Source organism: Halorubrum luteum (assembly GCF_054652935.1).
In genome coordinates this window covers 1314947-1335497 of record NZ_BAAIGT010000002.1, presented here as the reverse complement: position 1 = coordinate 1335497, position 20551 = coordinate 1314947, and the positions used below count along the sequence as shown (strand labels likewise).

The 20551-nt window shown below is 64.2% G+C and carries 17 protein-coding genes; 5 read left to right on the top strand and 12 right to left on the bottom strand.

What is annotated here, in order from left to right; all coding sequences use genetic code 11:
- Positions 1 to 118: 118 nt before the first annotated feature.
- From ACYQ0R_RS06665 to ACYQ0R_RS06645, 5 genes are all read right to left on the bottom strand, one after another.
- Positions 119 to 856 (bottom strand): GNAT family N-acetyltransferase, encoded by a 738-nt coding sequence (locus tag ACYQ0R_RS06665; RefSeq protein ID WP_459821826.1) that lies wholly within the window; start codon positions 854 to 856, stop codon positions 119 to 121.
- Positions 857 to 1024: 168 nt separating this feature from the next.
- Positions 1025 to 1510, bottom strand: coding sequence for a DUF8055 family protein (locus ACYQ0R_RS06660; protein ID WP_459821824.1), 486 nt, complete (start codon positions 1508 to 1510; stop codon positions 1025 to 1027).
- Positions 1511 to 3172 carry an FAD-dependent monooxygenase gene (locus tag ACYQ0R_RS06655; protein ID WP_459821822.1) on the bottom strand — a complete coding sequence of 554 codons (1662 nt, stop codon included), beginning with the start codon at positions 3170 to 3172 and terminating at the stop codon, positions 1511 to 1513.
- Entirely contained in the window at positions 3169 to 4827 is a 1659-nt protein-coding gene (locus ACYQ0R_RS06650) for an electron transfer flavoprotein subunit alpha/FixB family protein (RefSeq protein ID WP_459821821.1), read from the bottom strand. Before ACYQ0R_RS06650 ends, ACYQ0R_RS06655 begins: the two co-directional genes overlap by 4 nt.
- 2 nt (positions 4828 to 4829) lie before the next feature.
- A complete protein-coding gene (locus ACYQ0R_RS06645) occupies positions 4830 to 5705 on the bottom strand; it encodes an electron transfer flavoprotein subunit beta/FixA family protein (protein ID WP_459821819.1) in 876 nt (291 codons plus the stop codon).
- 149 nt (positions 5706 to 5854) lie between these two features.
- Between ACYQ0R_RS06645 and ACYQ0R_RS06640 the strand changes: the two genes are divergently transcribed.
- Positions 5855 to 6238 carry a DUF7971 family protein gene (locus tag ACYQ0R_RS06640; protein ID WP_459821817.1) on the top strand — a complete coding sequence of 128 codons (384 nt, stop codon included), beginning with the start codon at positions 5855 to 5857 and terminating at the stop codon, positions 6236 to 6238.
- Positions 6239 to 6411: 173 nt separating this feature from the next.
- Here the strand turns inward: ACYQ0R_RS06640 and ACYQ0R_RS06635 are convergent, their stop codons facing one another.
- Positions 6412 to 7845 carry an amidohydrolase family protein gene (locus ACYQ0R_RS06635; RefSeq protein ID WP_459821815.1) on the bottom strand — a complete coding sequence of 478 codons (1434 nt, stop codon included), beginning with the start codon at positions 7843 to 7845 and terminating at the stop codon, positions 6412 to 6414.
- Positions 7846 to 8054: 209 nt separating this feature from the next.
- Here ACYQ0R_RS06635 and ACYQ0R_RS06630 point away from each other — a divergent pair, with 209 nt between their 5' ends.
- Positions 8055 to 9176 carry a pyridoxal phosphate-dependent aminotransferase gene (locus tag ACYQ0R_RS06630; RefSeq protein ID WP_459821813.1) on the top strand — a complete coding sequence of 374 codons (1122 nt, stop codon included), beginning with the start codon at positions 8055 to 8057 and terminating at the stop codon, positions 9174 to 9176.
- A gap of 47 nt (positions 9177 to 9223) precedes the next feature.
- Here ACYQ0R_RS06630 and ACYQ0R_RS06625 read toward each other — a convergent pair whose 3' ends face one another.
- From ACYQ0R_RS06625 to ACYQ0R_RS06610, 4 genes are all read right to left on the bottom strand, one after another.
- On the bottom strand, positions 9224 to 10558 hold the full coding sequence (locus ACYQ0R_RS06625; RefSeq protein WP_459821811.1) for a helix-turn-helix transcriptional regulator: 1335 nt from the start codon (positions 10556 to 10558) through the stop codon (positions 9224 to 9226).
- A 90-nt stretch (positions 10559 to 10648) separates the two neighbouring features.
- Complete coding sequence (locus tag ACYQ0R_RS06620) at positions 10649 to 11659, bottom strand: hypothetical protein (RefSeq protein ID WP_459821809.1); 1011 nt, start codon at positions 11657 to 11659, stop codon at positions 10649 to 10651.
- 162 nt (positions 11660 to 11821) lie between these two features.
- The gene (locus ACYQ0R_RS06615; RefSeq protein WP_459821807.1) at positions 11822 to 12391 is read right to left on the bottom strand and encodes a hypothetical protein; all 570 of its coding nucleotides are present in this window, start codon (positions 12389 to 12391) and stop codon (positions 11822 to 11824) included.
- 411 nt (positions 12392 to 12802) lie between these two features.
- Entirely contained in the window at positions 12803 to 13753 is a 951-nt protein-coding gene (locus ACYQ0R_RS06610) for an aminopeptidase (RefSeq protein ID WP_459821805.1), read from the bottom strand.
- Between the two features lie 193 nt (positions 13754 to 13946).
- On the opposite strand from ACYQ0R_RS06610, the gene ACYQ0R_RS06605 reads away from it, so the two are divergent.
- Positions 13947 to 15014 (top strand): type II glyceraldehyde-3-phosphate dehydrogenase, encoded by a 1068-nt coding sequence (locus ACYQ0R_RS06605; RefSeq protein WP_459821803.1) that lies wholly within the window; start codon positions 13947 to 13949, stop codon positions 15012 to 15014.
- Positions 15015 to 15053: 39 nt separating this feature from the next.
- On the opposite strand, the gene ACYQ0R_RS06600 is transcribed toward ACYQ0R_RS06605, so the two are convergent.
- On the bottom strand, positions 15054 to 16013 hold the full coding sequence (locus tag ACYQ0R_RS06600) for a major capsid protein (RefSeq protein WP_459821801.1): 960 nt from the start codon (positions 16011 to 16013) through the stop codon (positions 15054 to 15056).
- Between the two features lie 224 nt (positions 16014 to 16237).
- Here ACYQ0R_RS06600 and ACYQ0R_RS06595 point away from each other — a divergent pair, with 224 nt between their 5' ends.
- Positions 16238 to 17050 (top strand): restriction endonuclease, encoded by an 813-nt coding sequence (locus tag ACYQ0R_RS06595; protein WP_459821799.1) that lies wholly within the window; start codon positions 16238 to 16240, stop codon positions 17048 to 17050.
- Between the two features lie 13 nt (positions 17051 to 17063).
- Here the strand turns inward: ACYQ0R_RS06595 and ACYQ0R_RS06590 are convergent, their stop codons facing one another.
- On the bottom strand, positions 17064 to 18302 hold the full coding sequence (locus ACYQ0R_RS06590; RefSeq protein ID WP_459821797.1) for an RNA-guided endonuclease InsQ/TnpB family protein: 1239 nt from the start codon (positions 18300 to 18302) through the stop codon (positions 17064 to 17066).
- 498 nt (positions 18303 to 18800) lie between these two features.
- On the opposite strand from ACYQ0R_RS06590, the gene ACYQ0R_RS06585 reads away from it, so the two are divergent.
- Positions 18801 to 20519 (top strand): DUF7289 family protein, encoded by a 1719-nt coding sequence (locus tag ACYQ0R_RS06585; RefSeq protein ID WP_459821795.1) that lies wholly within the window; start codon positions 18801 to 18803, stop codon positions 20517 to 20519.
- Positions 20520 to 20551 lie beyond the last annotated feature (32 nt).

Genomic DNA, 20551 nt, shown 5'->3' with positions numbered 1-20551 from the left:
AGCGGGAGTCCACGCGAAAGCCGCAGTGCAGGCGCAAGCCTGCACGTCGTCAGACCTCGTCTGACGGAACCCTCAACGAAGCGACCGGCGAAGCCGTGAGCGAGTAGGGTGGGGTAGTTTACTCAAGCGACGCCGCCATCATCACCTCGTCGACGTACTCGCCGTCGATCCGGTAGTGGTCCTCTCGGGTCGCCTCGCGTTCCCAGCCATGCGATTCGAGGAAGGCGATCGCGTCAGGATTCGTCGCCGGGATGCTGTTGTACAGCTTCTCGAACCCGTGTTCGCGAGCCCACGAGGCTCCCTTCTCCAGAAGCGTCTCGCCGATCCCCTGCTCGCGGTACTCGCCCAACACGCCGACGGTGAGCTTCGCAGTGTGTTGTAATTTCTCCGCCTCGGGCAGTTCGAGGTGGACCCAGCCGACGACCTGCTCCTCGACCGTCGCGACGAAGAACATCCGCGACTCGACCTCGTTGTTCCGGAGGATCACCTCCTCGTAGTCGATCAGGTCGGCGACGGTTTCCGCCTCGATGTACGATCCGTCGTCGGCCACCTGGCGGATAACGCCGACGAGCCCGCCGAGGTCCGCCTGTCGAGCTGGCCGGATAGTAAAGCGCGTCTCGGCGTCTCCCTCGTGGACCGTTCCGGACTCGGTGTCGAAGGTTATCTCGACTTCGTCGCCGACTTTCCGAATGTATCCATCGCGTCGGAGCACCGCGAGGTGGTGACCGAACGCGTTCGGATCGAATCCCAACTCCTGCCGGACCTCGTCGACGTGGACCGACCCACGACGCTCGACGTACTCGTAGATATCCTTCCGGTCCCTGTTCTCTATCGAGACGCGCTGAGCGAGCTCCATGTCCGTTGGTACCACACACCGATACATAAGAATTCCCACGATCAAATATGAGGTTCATCATACTCCCGATAAAAGCGTATATCGATAGCCAGTTGCTCTCGAAGGAATCGATCCGGCCTCGATGGGCTGCTGTGGGGAGGGCTCCCCGTCAACAGCAGGTATGCAGAGTCACTGGCGATGGAGGCCGGTCAACAATGCGGCGACGTCGGTGATGTCGTGGGTGTCGATCAGCGCTTCCGCGGCCTCTCGAACCGTCACGTCCGGATCGAGAGTGACGCCGTGACACCGGGCGTACACTGCGAGCCAGTCGCTCGTGGCCTGATGAAGCCGTTGCATCTCCGTCTCGGAGAAGCGTACCCAGTCGTCGCCGGTTCGTGCTTCCACGTACAGCGCTACGACCGGCCCGAGACCGTCGCGGGCGGCGACCAGAGCCGCCTCTTCAGCGTCGGCGACTTCCGTTCCGGCGATGCGAACTGACCCGTCACCCTCGAACGCGTCAGTGTCGACGACGCCGTCGGCAGTCGCATCGCTCGTCCCCGAATCGTTCGTTGCCGCCTCCTTCGTTGCCGCCGACGCGACGAGACGCGTACGCGCGTCGCTCGCGGCGCTGGCGAGCGTCGCGATCCGGTCGGCGTCGTCGTCGGGTGCGCGCATCTACCCCTGCTCGTACTCGACGCCCTTGCCGCCACTCGGATGAGTCCACTCGGTGTCGGCAACGACCGCACACGTCCCACATTCGACACAGGGCTGAGTGTCGAGGCTGACGACCCGTTTCTCTCCACCGTTCACCGAGACGGTCTCCTCACGGTAGCAGCCTCCGCCGAACTCCTTCGCGCTGACCGGGCAGGCGGTTACCGCCGTGCCGCTGGCCTCGAAGCTGTTGTCGACCAGCTCGATATGTGGATCGCCGACGTTGTAGGTCAGGTCGCCGATCCGGTCGTCGAGCTCCGGGGGCTCCACGTCGTTGGTCGCATCGACCGGATCCCCCAGCACCTCCGCGATCCGGATCGGGACGTCGACGTAACTGGTCCGAGTGTCCGGAATCATTCCGAGCAGCGTCGGCGAGTTGAACGCTCGCTCGGCGAGCCCGCCGAACGCCTTCACCCCGAGTGATCCGACCGGCGAGTCGAGCACGGCCGTGCCGATCTTGTTCAGCGTGTCGTTCTCCGAAACCGCGCGTGTCATCCGGTAGCGTCGCGGTCGGAGCTTGTCCATCACACCCTCCTCGTTGAGCTTGGACTCGTAGATCTCGCCGGCCGCGGTCGGTTCTCCCCGTGTTTTCGCGTCCGCGTACGCCTCGGCTGCGAGTCCGCCGGCGCTGACGGCATGATTCATCCCTTTGATGATCGGCCCCTGCGCCTGCATCTGGCCGGCAGCGTCGCCGACGAGCAGAAGTCGCCCCCGATGCGGCGACGGATGAGCGACCTTCTTCGAGTCGGGAACCAGCTTGGCCGAGTACTCGCGCTCCTCGTACTCTCCGTGGAGCCACTGGTCCAGAAGCGGATGCGTAAGCAGCCCGTCGAGCAGTTCGTGTGGCTCCGCTCTCGACTCGGCGAGCGAGTCGAGGTGGAACACGGTGCCGATCGACAGCGACGCCTCGTTCGTGTACAGGAATCCGCCACCCCGAACACCATCGAACAGATCGCCGGAGAACAGGTGCGCGGCCCCTTCGTCGTCGTCGATGTCGAACCGCTCGTTTATCACCTCCGGCTCCATCTCGACGACCGCCTTCACGCCCTGGAACCAGTGTTCCGGCTCGTCCCAGGTCATCAGCCCTGCGTCGCGGGCCAGCTCGGAGTTGACGCCGTCCGCCGCCACGATCACGTCGGCGGTTATCGGGTCGAGCTCGTCGCAGGTGACGCCGACGATCTCGCCGTCCTCTCGGAGCAGCCCGTTGACGCGGACCTCGGTGAGCAGACCACCGCCGGTGTCGCGGGTCAGTTCGTGGACGCGCTCGGCGAGCCAGGAGTCCATCCGCCGCCGAAGCACCGAGTCACACCAGTCGGTGTCGTGGTGATGTACTCGGCTCAGATCGAACGTTTTCACGTCGTTGCCGGCGACGTTGTGGATGTACGAGTCGCCGACCGGTCGCTCCGAGGCCGCCTCGCGGAACGACGGAAACAGCGAATCGATCGTGTACGGCGCGGACTCTTCGGCGTAGATCAGTCCGCCGGAGACGTTCTTCGAGCCGGCGTCGACGCCTCGTTCGAGCACGAGCGTCTCGACGCCCTGCCGTGCCAGTGCTGCTGCGGCCGCCGCACCGCCGGGACCGGCCCCGACGACGATCGCCTCGTAGTGTTCGTACTCGTCAGTCATCGCTCGCCTCCGTCCGTCACCGCAGCCATTTCACCGCGCTCGACCGTCTCGATCAATCGCGGGACCACCTCGAACAGGTCGCCTTCGATGAAGTAATCGGAGAAGTCCCGGATGTCCGCATCCGGATCCTCGTTGATCGCGATGATCGTGTCGGACTCGTCCATCCCGACCTTGTGCTGAACCGCGCCGGAGATGCCGGCCGCGATGTATAATTCGGGTTCGACGACCTGCCCCGACTCGCCGATCTGTCGTTCCTCGGCGACGTAGTCGTCGACGTGGCCCGCAAACTCGTACGATGCCGTGATCACGCCCCGGGAGAGTCCGAGCGCCGCGTCGTCGAACGCGTCGACGAGCTCGACGCCGAGCTCGATCCCCCGCGTCGGGTCGTCGCCGATCCCGCGTCCGAGCGCCACGACCACGTCGTGGCCGGTCAGGTCGACGCCTTCGTCCAGTCGGTCGTGTTCGACCACGTCGACGTGGAACCAGTCGTCCGGGAGCTCGAGATCGTGTTCGACGACGTCTCCCTCGCGGTCGTACGCCGGATCGGGGAGATCGAAGGCACCCGGAATGACGCTCGCACCCTGCGGGTGGAAATCGCGGTGCGGTTTGTCGATACAGAGGATCGTGGAGTACTCGAAGCCGGAGAAGTCGGGCCGTGGCATGTGGAAAACGCGTTCGAACTCCACGCTGTCTCCGGGCTTTCCGGTTTTCGCGGGGTTCGAGATCATCGCCTCCTCGATGTACAGGTCCGAACAGTCGGAGGCGAGCCCGGAGTCGAGATCCCCTTGTACGAGCGCTGAGAGGTCGCGACCGTTGTGGGTCGCCGGGAACACGGTGTATCGCGGCTCGTGATAGTCGCGCCAGTCGACATCCCAGTCGCGGCACATGTGTGCGAAGATCTCCGTGTACGGCTTGTGGCGGAACCGTTCGAGACGCTCGTCCTCGTGGTAGACGACGCGATCGGCTCCGTACGCGACCGCCTCCTCCGCGAGGTCGGCAACGTCGTCGCCGATGATCACGGCGACGACCGACTCGGGATTCCCGTCTTCGTCGCCGCCGTACCCGTCCTCGGAGTTGTACTCGTCCATCAGCTCGCGAGCCTTCCCGAGCATCTCCTTCGTGACGTCGAGCAGCTCCCCATGCTGGGTCTCACAGTACACCCACATATCGCGGTACCGCTCGCCAGCGACGCCCTCGACGTACTGTTTATCCGCGGTCGGATGGTCGAGGTCGGGATGCTTCTCCTCTGGCGGAACGTACTCGACTGCACCGTCTTCGCCGTCCTCCTCCTCGGTGCCCTCGACCGCCTCGATGCGGTTTTCTATCTGGGTGATCGCGCCGGAGCGGTGTTCTCCGTCCTGCTCGCGTTCTAGAATCGACTCGAGGACGTCGATGGCGTCGACGTCCCGGACCATGTTGGCGACGTCGGCGACGGACAGCTCGGAGAGATCGACCGATTCGGGATCGATCTCGTCGTCGTCGGCCTCGGCTTCCAACGTCTCGATCCGGCTCTCGATGAGGGTTTTCACCGGCGCTCGGTCCTCGCCGTCACCCTCGAGCTCGAGCATCGCTTCCAGCTCCGAGACGTCGTCGATATCGTTCACCTTCGGGCCGAGCTCAGCGATCTCGTGGTCGGTGGGATCGATCTCCGGCATCGTCACTCACCCCCCGAGAACGGCGTCAGCTCCTCGGCGACCGACTCCATTCCCTCCGGGTCGTCCGGCGAGACGAGCGTCGCATCGCGCTCGGCGGGTCCTTTCGGAATGGGGTCGACGCCGGCAACGATCGTCGGCGATCCGTCGAGCCCGATGAAGTCCGGATCGAGATTGAGATCCTCGTGATCCCAGACGGTGAGCACCGCATCCGGATTCTCGGCTCGCTGTTTGGTCTCCTCGCGCAGGTCCTTGTATCGAAGCCGGTGTTCCGCCTTTCGGTAGCTCGGCTCGAACTCCGGGTCGGTGACGATGAACGCCGGTAGATCCGTCTCCACCGTCTCGATCTCGGAGACGTCGCCCTCGACGAGCCGCTTCGCTCGGAGCGTCCCCTCGTCGGGGTCGACGTCGAGCGCGATCACGTGCGTGACGAGCGGTCGGTCCGTCAGGTCGTCGTTCATGTGGTGACACCAGTTCGTCTGCGGTCCGGTGTGGCCGGTCTCCCCGTCAGCGGTTTTAAACCCTGCAATCACCAGCTCCGGCTCCTCCTCGAACTGTTCGATCCCCGTCGTCACGGTCATTGCGGTCGCCCACGTGTCAGCGGCCGCCATTTCGCGGTCCGAGAGCAGATAGAGCTCGTCGGCGTACACCTCTTCCATCCCCTGTTTCAGTACGTCCTTGTACCCCGGCGGCCCCATGCTCATCAGCGAGACGGTGCCGCCGTGTCTCACCTTCTGTTGGAGGGCTGCCTTCAGGGCGAGTTCGTCGTTCGGGTTCATCACCGTCGGCGTCTTTCCTCGCTCGAGATGGCCGTCCTCGTCGAACGACACCTTCCCCTCGCGGAAGTCGGGAACGCCTTTCGTCAGTACGACTGTGTGCATTGATATCTCCCCACTACCCTTCAGGAGCCATCGGTTCATAATACTTATTCGTTGAGGATGCTCGGAGAGCGGTCCCGAAACTCGTCGATCGACCGTTCATTGCGCCGCCGAGAGGTGGCTTTTTGCCGCCCCCGTTCGACCCTTCAGCTATGCCGGAGATATCTCTCGGCGTCCCGAAAGGGGTCGTCGAGTCGCTACCCGAGGAGGACGGCACCGCCGAACGCGATATGCAACGTGCGATCGTCGGGATCCAGTCGCGGCTGAACGAGGAGATCGAGGGTGACGACCCCGCCGAGGCCGCCGCCGTCGTCGCCGACGCCGTCGAGCGGATGGAAGAGCAAGCCAGCACCTACCACGAGTTCGTACCCGAGCTTCGCGCGTGGGGACAGTCGCCGATCTACGCGATCGCGTGGCGGAACCTCTACATCGAGCTGATCGGCCAGCTGTACGAACACGAGTGGCTCGCCGACGAGCTCGACCGCGAACGCAACTTCCGGATCGTCGAGGACGGCATTCGACTGTCCGATATCTGACGTTCCGTCGTCACGCTCGCCGTGTCCACCCGCTGTATCACGGTTCTCCGGAGAGCTAGTGAGTTCGCTGTTACTCGATCAGCGCGTCGAGCGCGTCCCGGAGCGCCAGAGCCTCCGACTCGGACAGCGTTACGTCCGCGTGTCCCGTCCCGTGCTCGCCGGCGGTCACGTCCTCACAATCGGCCGTTCTCGGCGGCGTCGACGAGCGTCGAGTCGGCCGCTCGCCAGTCGGCCTCCGCGTCAGCGAAGATTCGCTCCGCGCGGTCGACCGCCTCGTCGATGATCTCGTCGACGTCGAGCCCGACTATCCCACCGGCGGAGACGAGCTGTACGCCGTCCACGAACACGTCGCGTACCTCGTCGCCGGCGGTGCCGTACACGAGGTTCGGGATCGCGGTGTGGAACGGTTGCGAAACGGCAGGAGCGACCCCGGGACGCTCCAGATCGCAGACGATGACGTCGGCCCGCTTTCCGACCGACAACGACCCCACGCGGTCGTCGATACCGAGCGCACGCGCGCCGCCGATCGTCGCCAGCTCCAGCGCCCCCGACGCGTCGATCGCCGTCGGGTCGCCAGCGGCGGTCTTCGCGAGCATCGCGGCCGTCCGAACCTCGCGAAGCGCGTTGTGTCCGCCGGGGCCGGGGGCCTGGTCCGTCCCGAGTCCCACGCACCCACCGTGATCGAGATACTCGACGATCGGTGGGACGACGCCGTCTATCGCGGCGATAGAGGAGGGACAGCCGACCATCCGGACGCCGGCGTCGGCGAGTCGGGCACGCTCTTCGCGGGTCGCTCCGTGGAGGTGTGTGGCGAGCAGATGGTCACCGAGGAGTCCCTCGTTTTCGAGCAGCCCGACGGTCGTCGCGTCGCTTCCAAACCGCTCCTCGATCGCGCGTTGCTCGCGGTCACCCTGTGCGACGTGCATGTGAACGGTTCGGTCGTGAGTTCGAGCGCGGTCGACGATCTCCGCGAGGAGGTCGATCGACACCATATCGAGTGCCTGCGGGCCGTACGCGGGCTCGACGAGCGAGTCTGTGGCGTATCTGGCGAACAGATCCTCCGCCCGGCCGAGCGCTGCCTCGCCAGTGCCGAAATCGAGTGTCGGTGCATCGTCGGCACTCCGATCGGGAATCTCCGTGATCGTCTCAGTAGCAACGACGCGAAGGCCAAGCGGCCGATACACTCGGTCGACGAGTTCCGCCACGTCGCTCGCGTACTCGCCGATCGTCGTCGTGCCGGACGCTAGCGCCTCCAGAGCCGTGAGCTTCGCGCCGACGACACCGTCCTCCGCGGTGACGTGGGCCGTGATCGGACCGAGCGCTCGGTGCATCCACTCGGCTTCGGGAACGTCCTGTGCAGCGCCACGAACGATCGAGTGGCGGCCGTGGACGTGCACGTTCACGAGCCCCGGGAGCGTCAGACAACCGCTTCCGTCGACGGTGCGTGCCGCGTCCGCCATATCGACCTTCGTCGCGGGCCCGACGAAGGTGATCTCACCGTCCTCCCAGCCGACCGCCCCCCGTTCGACGATCCCGAGATCGCCGGTCGCGCCCGGCGCGTCACGGTCCATCGTGACCAGCAGCGTATCCGTGACGAGCGTGTCCATGGAAGGCGACTCGCGCCGACGCATCAAGGACCTATCGGTGCTTGGAACCGCCGGACAGAACTACAGGGGACGCCAAACGCGACGACGCGCTCCCGACACCCGAGTGACCGGACGGAGTTCCGGGCTCGTTCGGGGTGCAGTCACGGCGATCGTCGGCACGCGCCGCCGCCGTAACAAGAACTAACCCGCGGCGGTCCCCTCGATACTGCATGTCGAAGTTCTCCGACAGAGTCGAACGGATCCGGATCAGTGGGATCCGCGAGGTGTTCGAGGCCGCGGGCGACGACGCGATCAATCTCGGACTGGGGCAGCCGGACTTCCCGACGCCGGAGCACGCGCGGGAGGCGGCGATCGACGCCATCCGGAGCGGGAAGGCGGACGCGTACACCTCGAACAAAGGCATCGAACCCCTTCGTGAGGCGATCGCTGAAAAACACCGGACGGACCAAGGCGTCGATGTCGACCCCGCGAACGTCGTGGCCACGGCTGGCGGTAGCGAAGCGCTCCACATCGCGATGGAGGCGCACGTGAGCGCCGGCGACGAGGTGATCATCCCCGACCCCGGGTTCGTCTCCTACGACGCGCTCACCAAACTCGCCGGCGGGACGCCGGTTCCGGTGCCGCTTCGGGAGGATCTTACGATCGACCCCGCAGCGATCGAAGCAGCGATCACGGACGACACCGCTGCGTTCGTCGTTAACTCGCCGGGGAATCCGACGGGTGCGGTCTCATCCGAGGCCGGCGTTCGGGAGTTTGCTCGCATCGCGGACGAACACGACGTGCTGTGCCTCTCCGACGAGGTGTACGAGTACACCGTGTTCGATCGCGATCACCATTCGCCGATGGAGTTCGCAGAGACGGACAACGTGGTCGTCGTAAACTCCGCCTCGAAGCTGTTCTCGATGACGGGATGGCGACTCGGCTGGGCGTACGGCGCAGCGGACCGGATCGACCGTATGGTCCGTGTACATCAGTACGCGCAGGCGTGTGCCTCGGCACCCGCGCAGTACGCCGCCGAAGCGGCGCTCCGCGGGAGTCGGGACGTCGTCGAGGAGATGACGGCGTCGTTCGAGCGTCGTCGGGACCTGCTGCTCGATGGGCTCTCGGACGCAGGCATCGACTGTCCGACACCCCGTGGGGCGTTCTACGCGATGCCGAAGGTTCCCGACGGGTTCGTCGACGAGTGTCTGGACCGTGGCGTTGTCGTCGTTCCCGGCGGTGCGTTCGGCGAGCACGGAAACGGATACGCACGGATCTCGTACGCGACCGGTGAGGACGAACTACGCGAGGCGATAAACGTGATGGCAGCCGCTCACGACGCGGTCCGGTAGCGCTCGGAATCGTCGGGTCGCGTGCTCCGTGATTCGGAGTAGTCGAGTCAGCGGGGGTCCTCCTTCGGCAGCGCGAGAACGTTCTCGCGGCCCAGCCTGAATCCTTCGAGATCCCCCTCCTCCCGAAGCCGTTTCGTTACCTGACTCGTCTTCGCGGCGGTCCAGTCGAGCTTCTCCGCGACTCGTTTCTGTTTCATCCGACCGCCGTTCGCCTCGATGAGGCGTAACACTTTCTCCTCGTTGCTCAGGAGTTCGGGGTCCACTCCGGTGGCAAACGGCCCGGCGTCGCTCTCTCCTGAGTCGGCATCGTCGCCGGAGTCGGCATCGTCGCCGGAGTCGGCATCGTCGCCGGAGTCGGCATCGGTGCCGGAGTCGGCATCGTCGCCGGAGTCGGCATCGTTGCCGGAGTCGGCATCGTCTCCCGGAACGTCGTCGGATCCCCCGGTTTCGTCGGTCGGACTGGCATCAGTCTCGTCCGGCGTACTTTCGGAGTCTTCGGCCGTCGCGTCCGGACCGATCGTCGCGGCCTCCTCCGAACTGTCCGCGCCCGAGAACCTGCGGCGGGCACCGAACACGATCAGTACCGAGACGAGAAGCGCGCCAGCGAACACGAGCGTGGAAACGTCTCCGTCGGTTCCGATGCGGTCGGTGTCGCCGGTATCCGATACGCCGTCATCGGACACGCCTTCATCCGGGACCTCATCGTCGGTGCCGGAGTCGATCGGGTCGAGGTACACCCGGGGTTCCCCGCCGGCGAAACTCGTCGGTCCCTGCCAGACGACCGCCTCGTCCCGCGTCTCTGCCGGGGCCGGCGTGGCGTCCGCGAGCGTCCACTCGCCGGTCCATCCGATCCGGAGTGCGGAGGCGTCATCAAGGAACAGTCCGTCGATCGCGTCACCGACGGCCAGTCGTCCGTCCTCGTCGACCGTGGCGAAGTTCGACCAGCGGAACGTGTACGTGACAACGCCGTACTCCTGCGGGAGCTCGGTTCGCTCTGCGGCTATCGTCATCTCGGTGATCGCCATCTCACGACCGGTTGCCGCCGTGGCGTCATCCGCCGTTGCGTTCATTCGATCGTGAAACGTCGCCGTGAACGCGTCGGGATCCGCCTCGATGTCGGTTTGTAGATCCTCGAAGGCATCGCGCTCGTCGTCAGTCTCGAGCCGCGTCCGGTACTCGATCGTCCAGACCGCGTCCTCGCCGTCGATGTCTATCGCCAGCAGCACGTCGTCCGGGTCGATCTCACCCTCCAGAGCTTCGATGCCGATCCCGGCACTCGCATGGTCGCTGTCGCCAGCCACCACCGACCCCCCGGTTGCGACTACGCCGACACCGACGAGGATGGCGAGGGCAACGATCGTGAACGACCGAGGGTTACTCACGTTCGGATAAAACGATGGGACGGATTAAAACGCTTCTCAAGCGCCCGCATGGCTCGATACCGAAAGACGTTGCAGTCAGTACGCGCGAACTCACGCGTTCTGTCCGCCACCGCGATCCGGTCCGCCGCCTCCGCCGCGGTCAGAACTACTTTCATCGGATTCCGAGTCATCGGATCCCGCGCCGTCTGAACCGTGCTCGTCATCGCCGCTCTCGGACTCTGAACCGGCAGCGTCATCCGGCGGGCCGCTCTCGGATCCGGACTCGTTTTCACCGGTAGCGTCGGATCCCGGGTTGCTGCTACTGGCGTTCGCCTGCGAGTCGCTGGGGATATCGTCGACATCAGGCGGGGTACCTCGGGTCTCGTTTGACTCTGTCGGGCCAGTGACGGTCCCGTTTGGAAGCTGCGTCTCGTTCGCACCCGGTTGACCTTCTGGGGTTGTGTTTGCGTCCGGAGGGCCGGCGTGGTCCGGCCGCTCGCCCGATGCAACCGGATCACCGACGTTCGGACCGGCGATTCCACGAGCGATCTCGGCAACTTCGGAACCGGAGAGCTCGTTTGCTCGCTCGCTGAGCGTTCGAATCCGGTCATCATCGATACCGCGATCCTCGCGCACCTCCTTCGGAAGGTCGGTAGCTATGGCCGCACTCCGGTTCATCGTTCGCTCGATCGATGCGGTCTCCGCCGCGAGGCGAGCGGTTCGTGCCCGGTACTCCCCGTGCGTTATCTCGCCGTCGTCGCGCTGCTCGCGGAGTGCCGCCTGTCGGGTCTCGATCTCCGTGAGCCGCGTCTCTGCACGCTCCACTCGATCCGCGACCGCTGCACCCCGGTCGTCGTCACTCCGGTTCGGGTCGACCTGTCGCTCGAACGCTCGCGAGTCGACCTCTCCGTCGATCTCGGCCGCTTGGACCCCGATCACGCCGCCGAGTCGTTCTCCCGGTCGCGTCTCGTTCTCCTCGCCGTCGGCGTCGGAGTTCGGTTCGTCGACATCGGCTACCTCGCCGACGTCGGCGATCCCGCCGACGGCTCCAGCTACCGGACCGGCAGCCAGGAGGCCGACGATCGCCGCCCCGACCAGAAGCACCGCGATACCCGGTTTCATTCTACACGACCGTTGGTTCCGCTATCGTATATAAATCCACGACCGTTTGAGCGAATAACACCGGATTGTCGTCGGTTTTGTTCTCGAACGACCCCCCGACCGGTTCCGATCGATTCCGCTACCAGCTCGGGGCGTACCGTCGTGGGTACGTCGAGCGAGAACCTATCCCGTTTCGTCGGATCCATCGGCCATCTCATCAACTTTCTCGATCACCTCGCCGACTTCGTCGCTTACCGTCTCTTCGACCGTCTTCTCGACTTCTTCAGGGATCGTTTCGCTCACTGTCTTCTCGACCTCTTTGCTGACCGTATCGCCAACCGTCTTCTCGACCTCTTTGCTGACCGTATCGCCAACCGTCTTCTCGACCTCTTTGCTGACCGTATCGCCAACCGTCTTCTCGACCTCTTTGCTGACCGTATCGCCAACCGTCTTCTCGACTTCCTCTCCGACGGCATCACCAACGGTCGCTTCGACTTGCTTGACGGTGTCGTCGACGGTTCGTTCGACTTCCTCGGTCACCGTCTCCTCAACCTGCTTGACGACTTCGGTCGTCATCCAGTCCGGATCGAACCGGGCCATCTTCCATCCAACGTGGATCGCGTAGGAGGCTAACACCCCAAGACCGAATGCGACTCCGACACCGGTGCCCACGACGGCAATGAGAACGACCGAAACGAAGATCATGAACCCATACAGCAGGTCGACGATGAAATCGACGCGGCTGGGATTCACGTTCCACCCCACGCGGGCCGACAGCTACCCGTTTTGATGACGGTCATACTCGGATCTGTACGCTCCATCCACGTATAGTCGTTCATGTGGAAACTGCCCCACCCTACTTCGCTCACCACATACGTGGTTCGTTCGTTGAGGGTGGGGCTTTGACGTGGACTCCCGTTCCGGCCACCGCAGGGTGGCACGGAGAGGCCCGTCTCCCCGTTCAAGGGGCTTCGGTGCTCTGTGGGCGTTGGCCCGCATCGCTAGCGAGGCCGTCGGTCTCGCCCAGCTTATACGTTCACGGTCATCGTCCCGCCATTCAATGCGACGTTTACGGGTGCGCCTCCGCTGCCCCCGGTCTGATGTCCGTCGCCAGCGCCCCACGAATCGCCACGGAGTCGAGGCTGTCGACTAGTCAGCGCCGAGTCATGCACTCGGAAGTTTGATCTCCTTGTCGTCCGCGTACACGGTCGGTTCGCGGAGGATTCCGTCGAGATGAACGGGTGCGTCCGTCTCGCCGCCGATGCTCGCGTTGTCCCCGATCGCGATGTGGACGGTTCCCGCGGCTTTCTCGTCGAGGAGAACGGAGCCGACCAACTCCTCAACGCCGACGTTGGTTCCGATACCGAGCTCCGCGAGGTTGTACGCGGCGTCACCAACGGACTCCGCTGCCGTCTCGAGATCCGCACGGATCGCGTCGTCGGACACGGACGTGACGAATCCGTCCTCCACCTCGAACGTGAGAGGTTGGTCGGGCTTGAGCAACCCGTGTGGTCGCATCGTTCCGTCGACGACGTACGTTCCGGTCGCGCTCTCCGGCGCAATGAACACCTCGCCGGCGGGGAGGTTCGAGAACTCGCCCGGCTCGTGGACCATGCCGGTGTCCGAGAGCCACTCACGCTCGCCGACCTCGAAGGTGATGTCGGTCCCCTGCGGCGACGTCACGCGGATCTCGTCCGCATCGGCGACCGCCTCGAGAGTGTCGGCGCTGTGTGCCGCGATCGCCTCGTAATCGGCGTCAAGCCCGGCCACGAACACGTCCTCCGTGATCCCCGGCAGCGTCGCGCCGCGAGCTCCCGCGTCACACGCCGACCCGCGAGCGCGAGTGTGGCTAAGGCTCTTCGTCGTCGGTGCAAGAAACACGTCGACGACCGACATCGCAGCCGCAACGGCGTCCGGCGGCTCCGTACCGTGCTGTTCGCCCGGCGGATACCGGACGATGGATCCATCCTCGGTCGCGTCGAGTGCCGCCTCGTACAGCGCCTCGCCGATCGACGCTCGGTCGTCATCGGTGACGACCAACACCGACTCGTCGGTCCCGACGTGCAGACACTGGTCGATGGCGGTCCGTGCCGCTTCCGCGATCTCGTCGGCCATACGCCCCATCGGCCGCCCGTGGCGTTAGTCCTTATCATCCCACCACCGGGAGAACCTCATTTTTAATCATGTTTCGTAACGGTGTTACACCACGCCTCCTGTCGAATTAACCCACCGCTTACTCACGCCGTAGTTAATTTCTCATTTCTTTACTCGTAACAATTATACGGGTCGGCGGGGGAGAGATGACCATATGATACGCGTGGGTGTGAACGGGTACGGAACGATCGGGAAGCGGGTAGCGGACGCGGTCGCAGCCCAGCCCGATATGGAGCTCGTTGGCGTCGCAAAAACCCGACCGAACTTCGAGGCGGACGCCGCGCTCCGCCGCGGCTACGCACTGTACGCCGCAGTTCCCGACCGTATCGACGACTTCTCGAACGCCGGAATCGACGTTGCCGGGACGCTCCCGGAGCTGCTCGAGGCCATCGATATCGTCGTCGACTGCTGTCCGTCAGGAGTTGGCGCTGACAACCGGTCACTGTATGCCGACCACGACGTTGCGGCGGTGTTTCAGGGCGGCGAAGCCGCCGGCGTCGCGGACGCGTCGTTCAACGCCCGCGCCAACTTCGAGGACGCGCGCGGCGCGGAGTTCGTCCGCGTCGTCTCCTGTAACACCACCGGGCTTTCGCGGGTGATCGCGCCGCTTAGGGAGCGGTACGGCATCGAAAAAGTCCGCGCCACGCTCGTGCGTCGCGGCGGCGATCCCGGACAGTCGGATCGGGGTCCGATAAACGACGTGCTTCCGGACCCGGTGACGGTCCCGTCCCACCACGGACCGGACGTGAACACGGTGATCCCGGACGTAACGGTCGACACCCTCGGCCTCACGGTTCCGGCCACACAGATGCACACCCACAGTCTGAACGTTACACTCGATTCGGCGGCCGACGCCGAGGCCGTGAAAGAACTTCTCGCATCGGAGGGCCGCACGTTCCTGATCCCCGAGGACGCCGCAATCGACGGCGCCGGAAAGCTGAAAGAGTTCGCGCGAGACGTGGGACGCCCACGTGGCGACCTCTGGGAGAACTGCATCTGGGAACGCTCGATCAACGTCGTCGGCCGTGACCTGTACCTGTTCCAGAACGTTCACCAGGAGGCCGATGTCGTCCCCGAGAACATCGACGCGATTCGTGCGATATGTACGGACGTGCCGGCTGCGGAGTCGACCGCACGAACGAATCAGGCCCTCGGCGTCGGTCTCGAGAGTCGATTCGGCTCCGAAGCACCCGACCGAGAGACGTTGATCGCGGACGACTGAAACGGGTGAGTACAGCGGGATGACGAGAACGCGCGTTTCTCAGCGACCGGTACCGGCGATACGCCGCGCGAGTCTATCACGATCCGCTCGAATCCGGTCGGCTAGTCCAGCGATCTCCGCCAACACGGGGTGGGTCACGCTCTCGAGCGGGGCGTAGAGATACTCGTAGAACCCCGGTGATCCGTCGTCACCACCGATATTAACTGACATCGGGGGGTCTTGCACCCGTTGCTGTCGGTCCGCCGCGACTTCTTCGCACGCCGATTCGAGCTCGCCCAATCGCTCCCAGACGTCGATCCGTGCGCCCGTGGCTTTCTCATCCGAGATTCCGTCGAGATGCTCGTCGAGACGGCGACGACGTTGGTCGATCTCGGTCAGCCGTGTCTCGGCGGTTTCGATGGCGTCGAGCTCCTCGTCTATGGCGTCGACCAGCGACGAACGTGAGGTCGACGCCTGTCGACTTCGGGCTGCTATCGTCGACTGGAGCTCGGGCGAGAGCGTCCCGCCCGAGAGCACGGTCGCCGTGGTGTCGGGGCCGAGCTCGGCTGCGAGACTCTCCGCAACCGTTTCGTCGTACTCCTGTGTGTAATGTGGTAACGAGATCACGGTCTCGGTGTACGCGTCGACGACCCGTCGTAAGCGCACATCGCCGGGAGTGACGAACCCGCCGCCTCGCTGGACGCCGACCACTGGTCCGTCGAGAGCGGCCGTGGTTTCGTCCATCGGGGTGGGATCGAACCCCTCGACTCGGTCGGCGAACTCCTCGAACGCATCGCGCTCGTCGACGACGCGCCGCCGCTCCTCGCGACAACACTCCCTCGCATCACGAATGTACGCGAACGCGACGAACGCGACGAGACCGAGGAGGGCGACCGCGCCGATGACAGCCGGCTCCGTCGCCGCCGCGGAGAGCTCACACGTCACGCTCGTGCAGTCCGCGCCGACCGGATCTTCTCGTGGGATACGGAATCTCGCATCCCCGCCCGACTGAATGCTCATAGATAGGGTAACACGATACACACTCAAAGCTATTGTGGCCGAGTTCTCAGCGTCGAAACCGGGCGTGTTGACGTTGCCGTGAGTTCGTGGTGGATCGATGTCGAGGCGGAAGAATGGATCGACACCCAAACGAGTCCAAAACGTATCGACTGCGTCCGGGGGTGTCGCCTGCACGGCGATCTCACCGCAACGGTTTTGACCGACGGGGGACACCTCGGCCCGTAGTGACGGTACTCGACGAGCTCTCCGGGTTCGAGTTCGAGGAGGTGATGGTGGACGTGTTCCGTCATCAGGGGTACGACGACGTCCGGCAGGCGGTTCGCACCGCCGACGAGGGAAGGGACATCACGATGGTGGACCGTTCCGGAGCTGGCGAGCCCGTCGGCGTCGTCGTCGAGTGCAAACACACGAATACGGTGGGCCGACCCGTCGTTCAGAAGCTCCACTCAGCGGTGAAGACGCACGACTACGACGGGCCGCGACGCGGGATGGTCGCGACCACCGGCCGGTTCACCGGTCCCGCAGCGGAGTACGCCGAGCGCGTCACCGCGAATCCCGACGACATCGATATCGAACTGCTCGACGGTCGTCGGTTGCGAGAGATCGGCGAAGCGATCGGAATGGATCTGTACAGCGGCCGGATCGAGGTGCTGTGTGAGGAGACGCTCCCGCCCCCGACGGATGTCGCCGACGTAACGTCCGCGCGCGACGCCGCGGCCGGGTCGGTCGAGAACCTCGATCGGTCGACGCTCCCCGACCCGGAAGCGAGACTCGCCTTTCTCCCGACGCTCGTAGTCGATACCGAAATCGATGCGACGTTCGAGACGTCCGTCGGCGTGATCCACTCGGTCCACGAGCGCGAGCGGGTCGCTCTCGCCGCGGGGCGTGACGGGCCGTCGCTGCTCCGCGGGGATGTCGCACGGCTCGTTTCCGAGGGTCTCGATGACACGGAACCGGTTCCTAACATCGAGGACGATTTCGATGCGGCGTTCGCCGATGTCGACGTGCGGCGGTTCGGTCGCACGGAGTCGGAGTGAACGCACCCCGAGGTCAAGCCCCGGGGCTTCCTGCTTCAACGACGCGCTTTGCATTCACAACCTCTCGCTGAGGTGTGAACGTAGGGAGCGCAGTCTGCACAGGCGTTGATTCGGACAGTCCCTGCCCTAACTGCTTCAGCCCTCGATTCCGTATGTTCTTCGCCGCATTCAAATCGCGATCATCCGTATGCCCGCACGCCGGACACGAATGCTCACGTACCCAAATCGGCTTGGCTGTCTCGACGCCGCATACAGCACACTCTTTCGTCGTCCCTTTCGGCTCTACTGGCTCAACGTGCGTTCCGTGCAGGTCACCTTTGTACTCCAACAACTCGATGAACCGTGACCACGCCACATCCTGCTTGTTCTTCGCACTCTGACTGCCTTCCAACATCGGCTTCACGTCCAAGTCTTCGACAGCCACCACGTCGTATTCCTCCACCAACCATGTCGTCAGCTTGTGCTGGTAGTCCAGCACTTTCCGCTTAATCCGACGTTTCGCCGTGGCAACCTTCTGGCGCTGTTTCTCCCAGTTGGCAGAGCCATGTTCTTTCCGATCGAGTTTTCGCTGCTCGCGTGCGTAGCGGTCGTACTCATCGGACAAGTCAAGCCGTTCCACCGAGAGATTCTCTGACGTGTGGATGTAGCTGGTGATCCCGAGATCCACGCCAACGCAGTCTTCAGGCTCAATATCACTCAGTGACGGTTTGTCAGGCGTATCTGTCACCGTGGTCACGAGTGAGACGAACCACTTACCCGTCTTCTCTTTTTTCAGGATCACCCCGTCAATCTCATCTACTGATGGCACGTCCCGGTTTGCTCTGACTTTGAACCAGCCAATCTTTTCGAGTCGGAGTCGTACGAACCGGTCGTCGCCCGTGTTGTGATCCACGTTGAAGCGACTGGACTGGTTGTACGATATCGACCGAAATTCGCCCGCCCCTTGCCAGTTCAGATCACCGATCTTGTATCCTTCCTTCCGACGTTCTTCGAGGTTCTCAAGGTCCGAGTGAATCTGGCTGATAGCCTGCTGAGCGGCATGTTGTGAGGGTTTTGAGAACGTCGGCCACTGGTTTGTCCAGCCCGTGAGCTTGTTGTGCTGGTCGTATTCGGATGGCCGATCGTTGTAGTTACTGTTATAGTAGTCTCGGACAGCATGGTTACGGATCTGTCGGAGAATGTCGATGTGTTCCCACGCTTCGCTGGCGACGTCCTCGGAAAGGTATGCACGGAAGCGAAGCGTGTGTTTCATCGCTGTTAGTCGGACTCCTCTTTTTCCCGCTGTTCTTGGATTGCTTTTTGTAGCAGTCCACTCGGTGACAGGTGGGGCTGCTCATCAAGCCACTCCCCATCTTCGTCTGGGACTGTCACTGTATATCGTCTTGACACACGTATCTGTACGTACTGAAGCATTAAAAGTGTTCTAGGGTGGTCTAGGAATTACTGGTGTTGGCTTCAACCCCGGGGTCAAGCCCCGGGGCAGTCGCCTTGACCGCCTGTACAGAAAGCCGCTGGAGAACCCTAGGCTCGTCGCTGCGGTCGCGGTGGCCCTCTTGTTACTCGTCGTTCTCCTGCTCGCGGCGATCTGATGGGGACAACGTATCGACCGCGCTGATGAAGCGGACGATTCTGAACACACGAATGGTCGCACGACGGTTTCTGCACGTATTCCGGGGATCACTCTACGTCGCCGCCACCGACACGTCGGCACACGCCAGCTTATATACGGTACCGCACCAACCGTCTGACGATGACTCGATCGTACCGTTCACGTGGCGCTAGCTCCGACCGTGGACAGTCGGAGCTAGTCGGAACGGTGTTGATCCTTGGACTGTCGCTGTTGGTCGTGACCACGACGGTCATGGTCGGAGCGGCCGTGTTGAGTGACCGACAGGCCGAAGCGGACCTTCGGAGCGCCGAGGCGTCGATGACGAACTTCGCCTCAAAGGCCGTCCTCGTGAGCTCCGGGAACACCGAGTCGCGAACGGCGATCCTGCCCGGAAACGACCGCGGCTCAACGACGGTCAACCCGGACCAAGGTCGGTTGCTTATCGAGCTTCGCGAGGAGGCCGGCGGGCCCGTTCAGGAGACGCTCGTGAACCGCTCGCTCGGCGGCGTTACCTACCATCGCGGGGACTCTAGGGTCGCGTACGAGGGTGGCGGGGTCTGGCGAATCGATGGCGACAGCGTTCGCATGGTGTCGCCGCCGCCGGTCCACTACCGCGGTACGACGTTCACGATGCCAGTTCCCCTCGTGGAGGCGGGGTCAGCGAGCGGAGGTGAGGCCGTCGTCACGCGCGGCGGAGCGGTCGAACGAGTGTATCCCGACCCGACCGATCCGGACCGAGAAAACCCGCTCGGGGCGGCGACGGTCCACGTCACGGTCGAGAGCGACTACTACGAGGCATGGGGGAGGTTCTTCGAGAGTCGCACCGGTGGGACGGTGGACTACGACCACGACGCCGACCGAGTCACGCTTCAACTTGCAACCGAAGATCCGGACCGTCGGCTCCGTGACGCGACCGTCGGCACTGCGACCGGCCGGTTCGAGATTTCGGGTGCCGGCGGATCCGCGTTCACGGATAGCTACAACTCTTCGGTTGGTCCGTACGATCCCGAGGAAGCCGGTGACCACGGTAACGTGGTGACTGCCGGCGACCTCCGACTGCGCGGTGGGGCGGAGATCCACGGCGACGTGGAAGCGGGCGGAGCGATCGATATCTCCGGCTCGACTATCCACGGGAACGCCGCCTACAGCGACTCGCTCGACGTTGGCGGCAACGCCGAGATCGGCGGCTGGAGCGCGAGGAACGCAAGCGTTCCCATTGCAACTCCGATCGACGGCCTCGTGTACGACGAACTGTCGGAGCTCGCCACGGACAACGATAACGCCGACGTCGACGCCATCGAAGGGACGCAGTTCGCGAGCACGGCCGAACATTCTGACGATATCACGCTCACGGCGGGCGCGTACTACCTCGACAGCAGCGACCTCGACGGGCGCACCCTACAGCTCGACGTCTCCGAAGGTGACATCCGCCTCGGGGTGGATGGGTCGCTCGATCTCTCCGGCGAGGACGTCGAAGTCGTCGGCGAGGGCGGACGCGTCCGGGCGTACGTCACGGATGAGCTCACGGTCGCGGACGGCGACGTCCACGTCGAGGGCGACGTCGCCTCTCGGCTATGGGTGTACGGCACCCGCGACGCCGATGTCGAGGTGAGCAGCGGCGGACGGTTCGTCGGAGTGATCTATGCTCCGTCCGGCACGACCGGCTCCGGAACCGTGGACGTGCGTTCCGACGGTGCGGTATACGGCGCGGTCGTCGGCGGCGAGACGACGCTGCAGTCCGGCGGCACCGTCCACTTCGACGCCGCCTTACAGGGAATGGATCCCGTCTTTAGCGAGGAGGTCCCCCGGGTGACGTACCTCCACGTCAGCGGCACCCCGATAGTCGTCGACCACCGATGATCTCGGAAGTTCGGCGGCGCGGGACGGGCGGT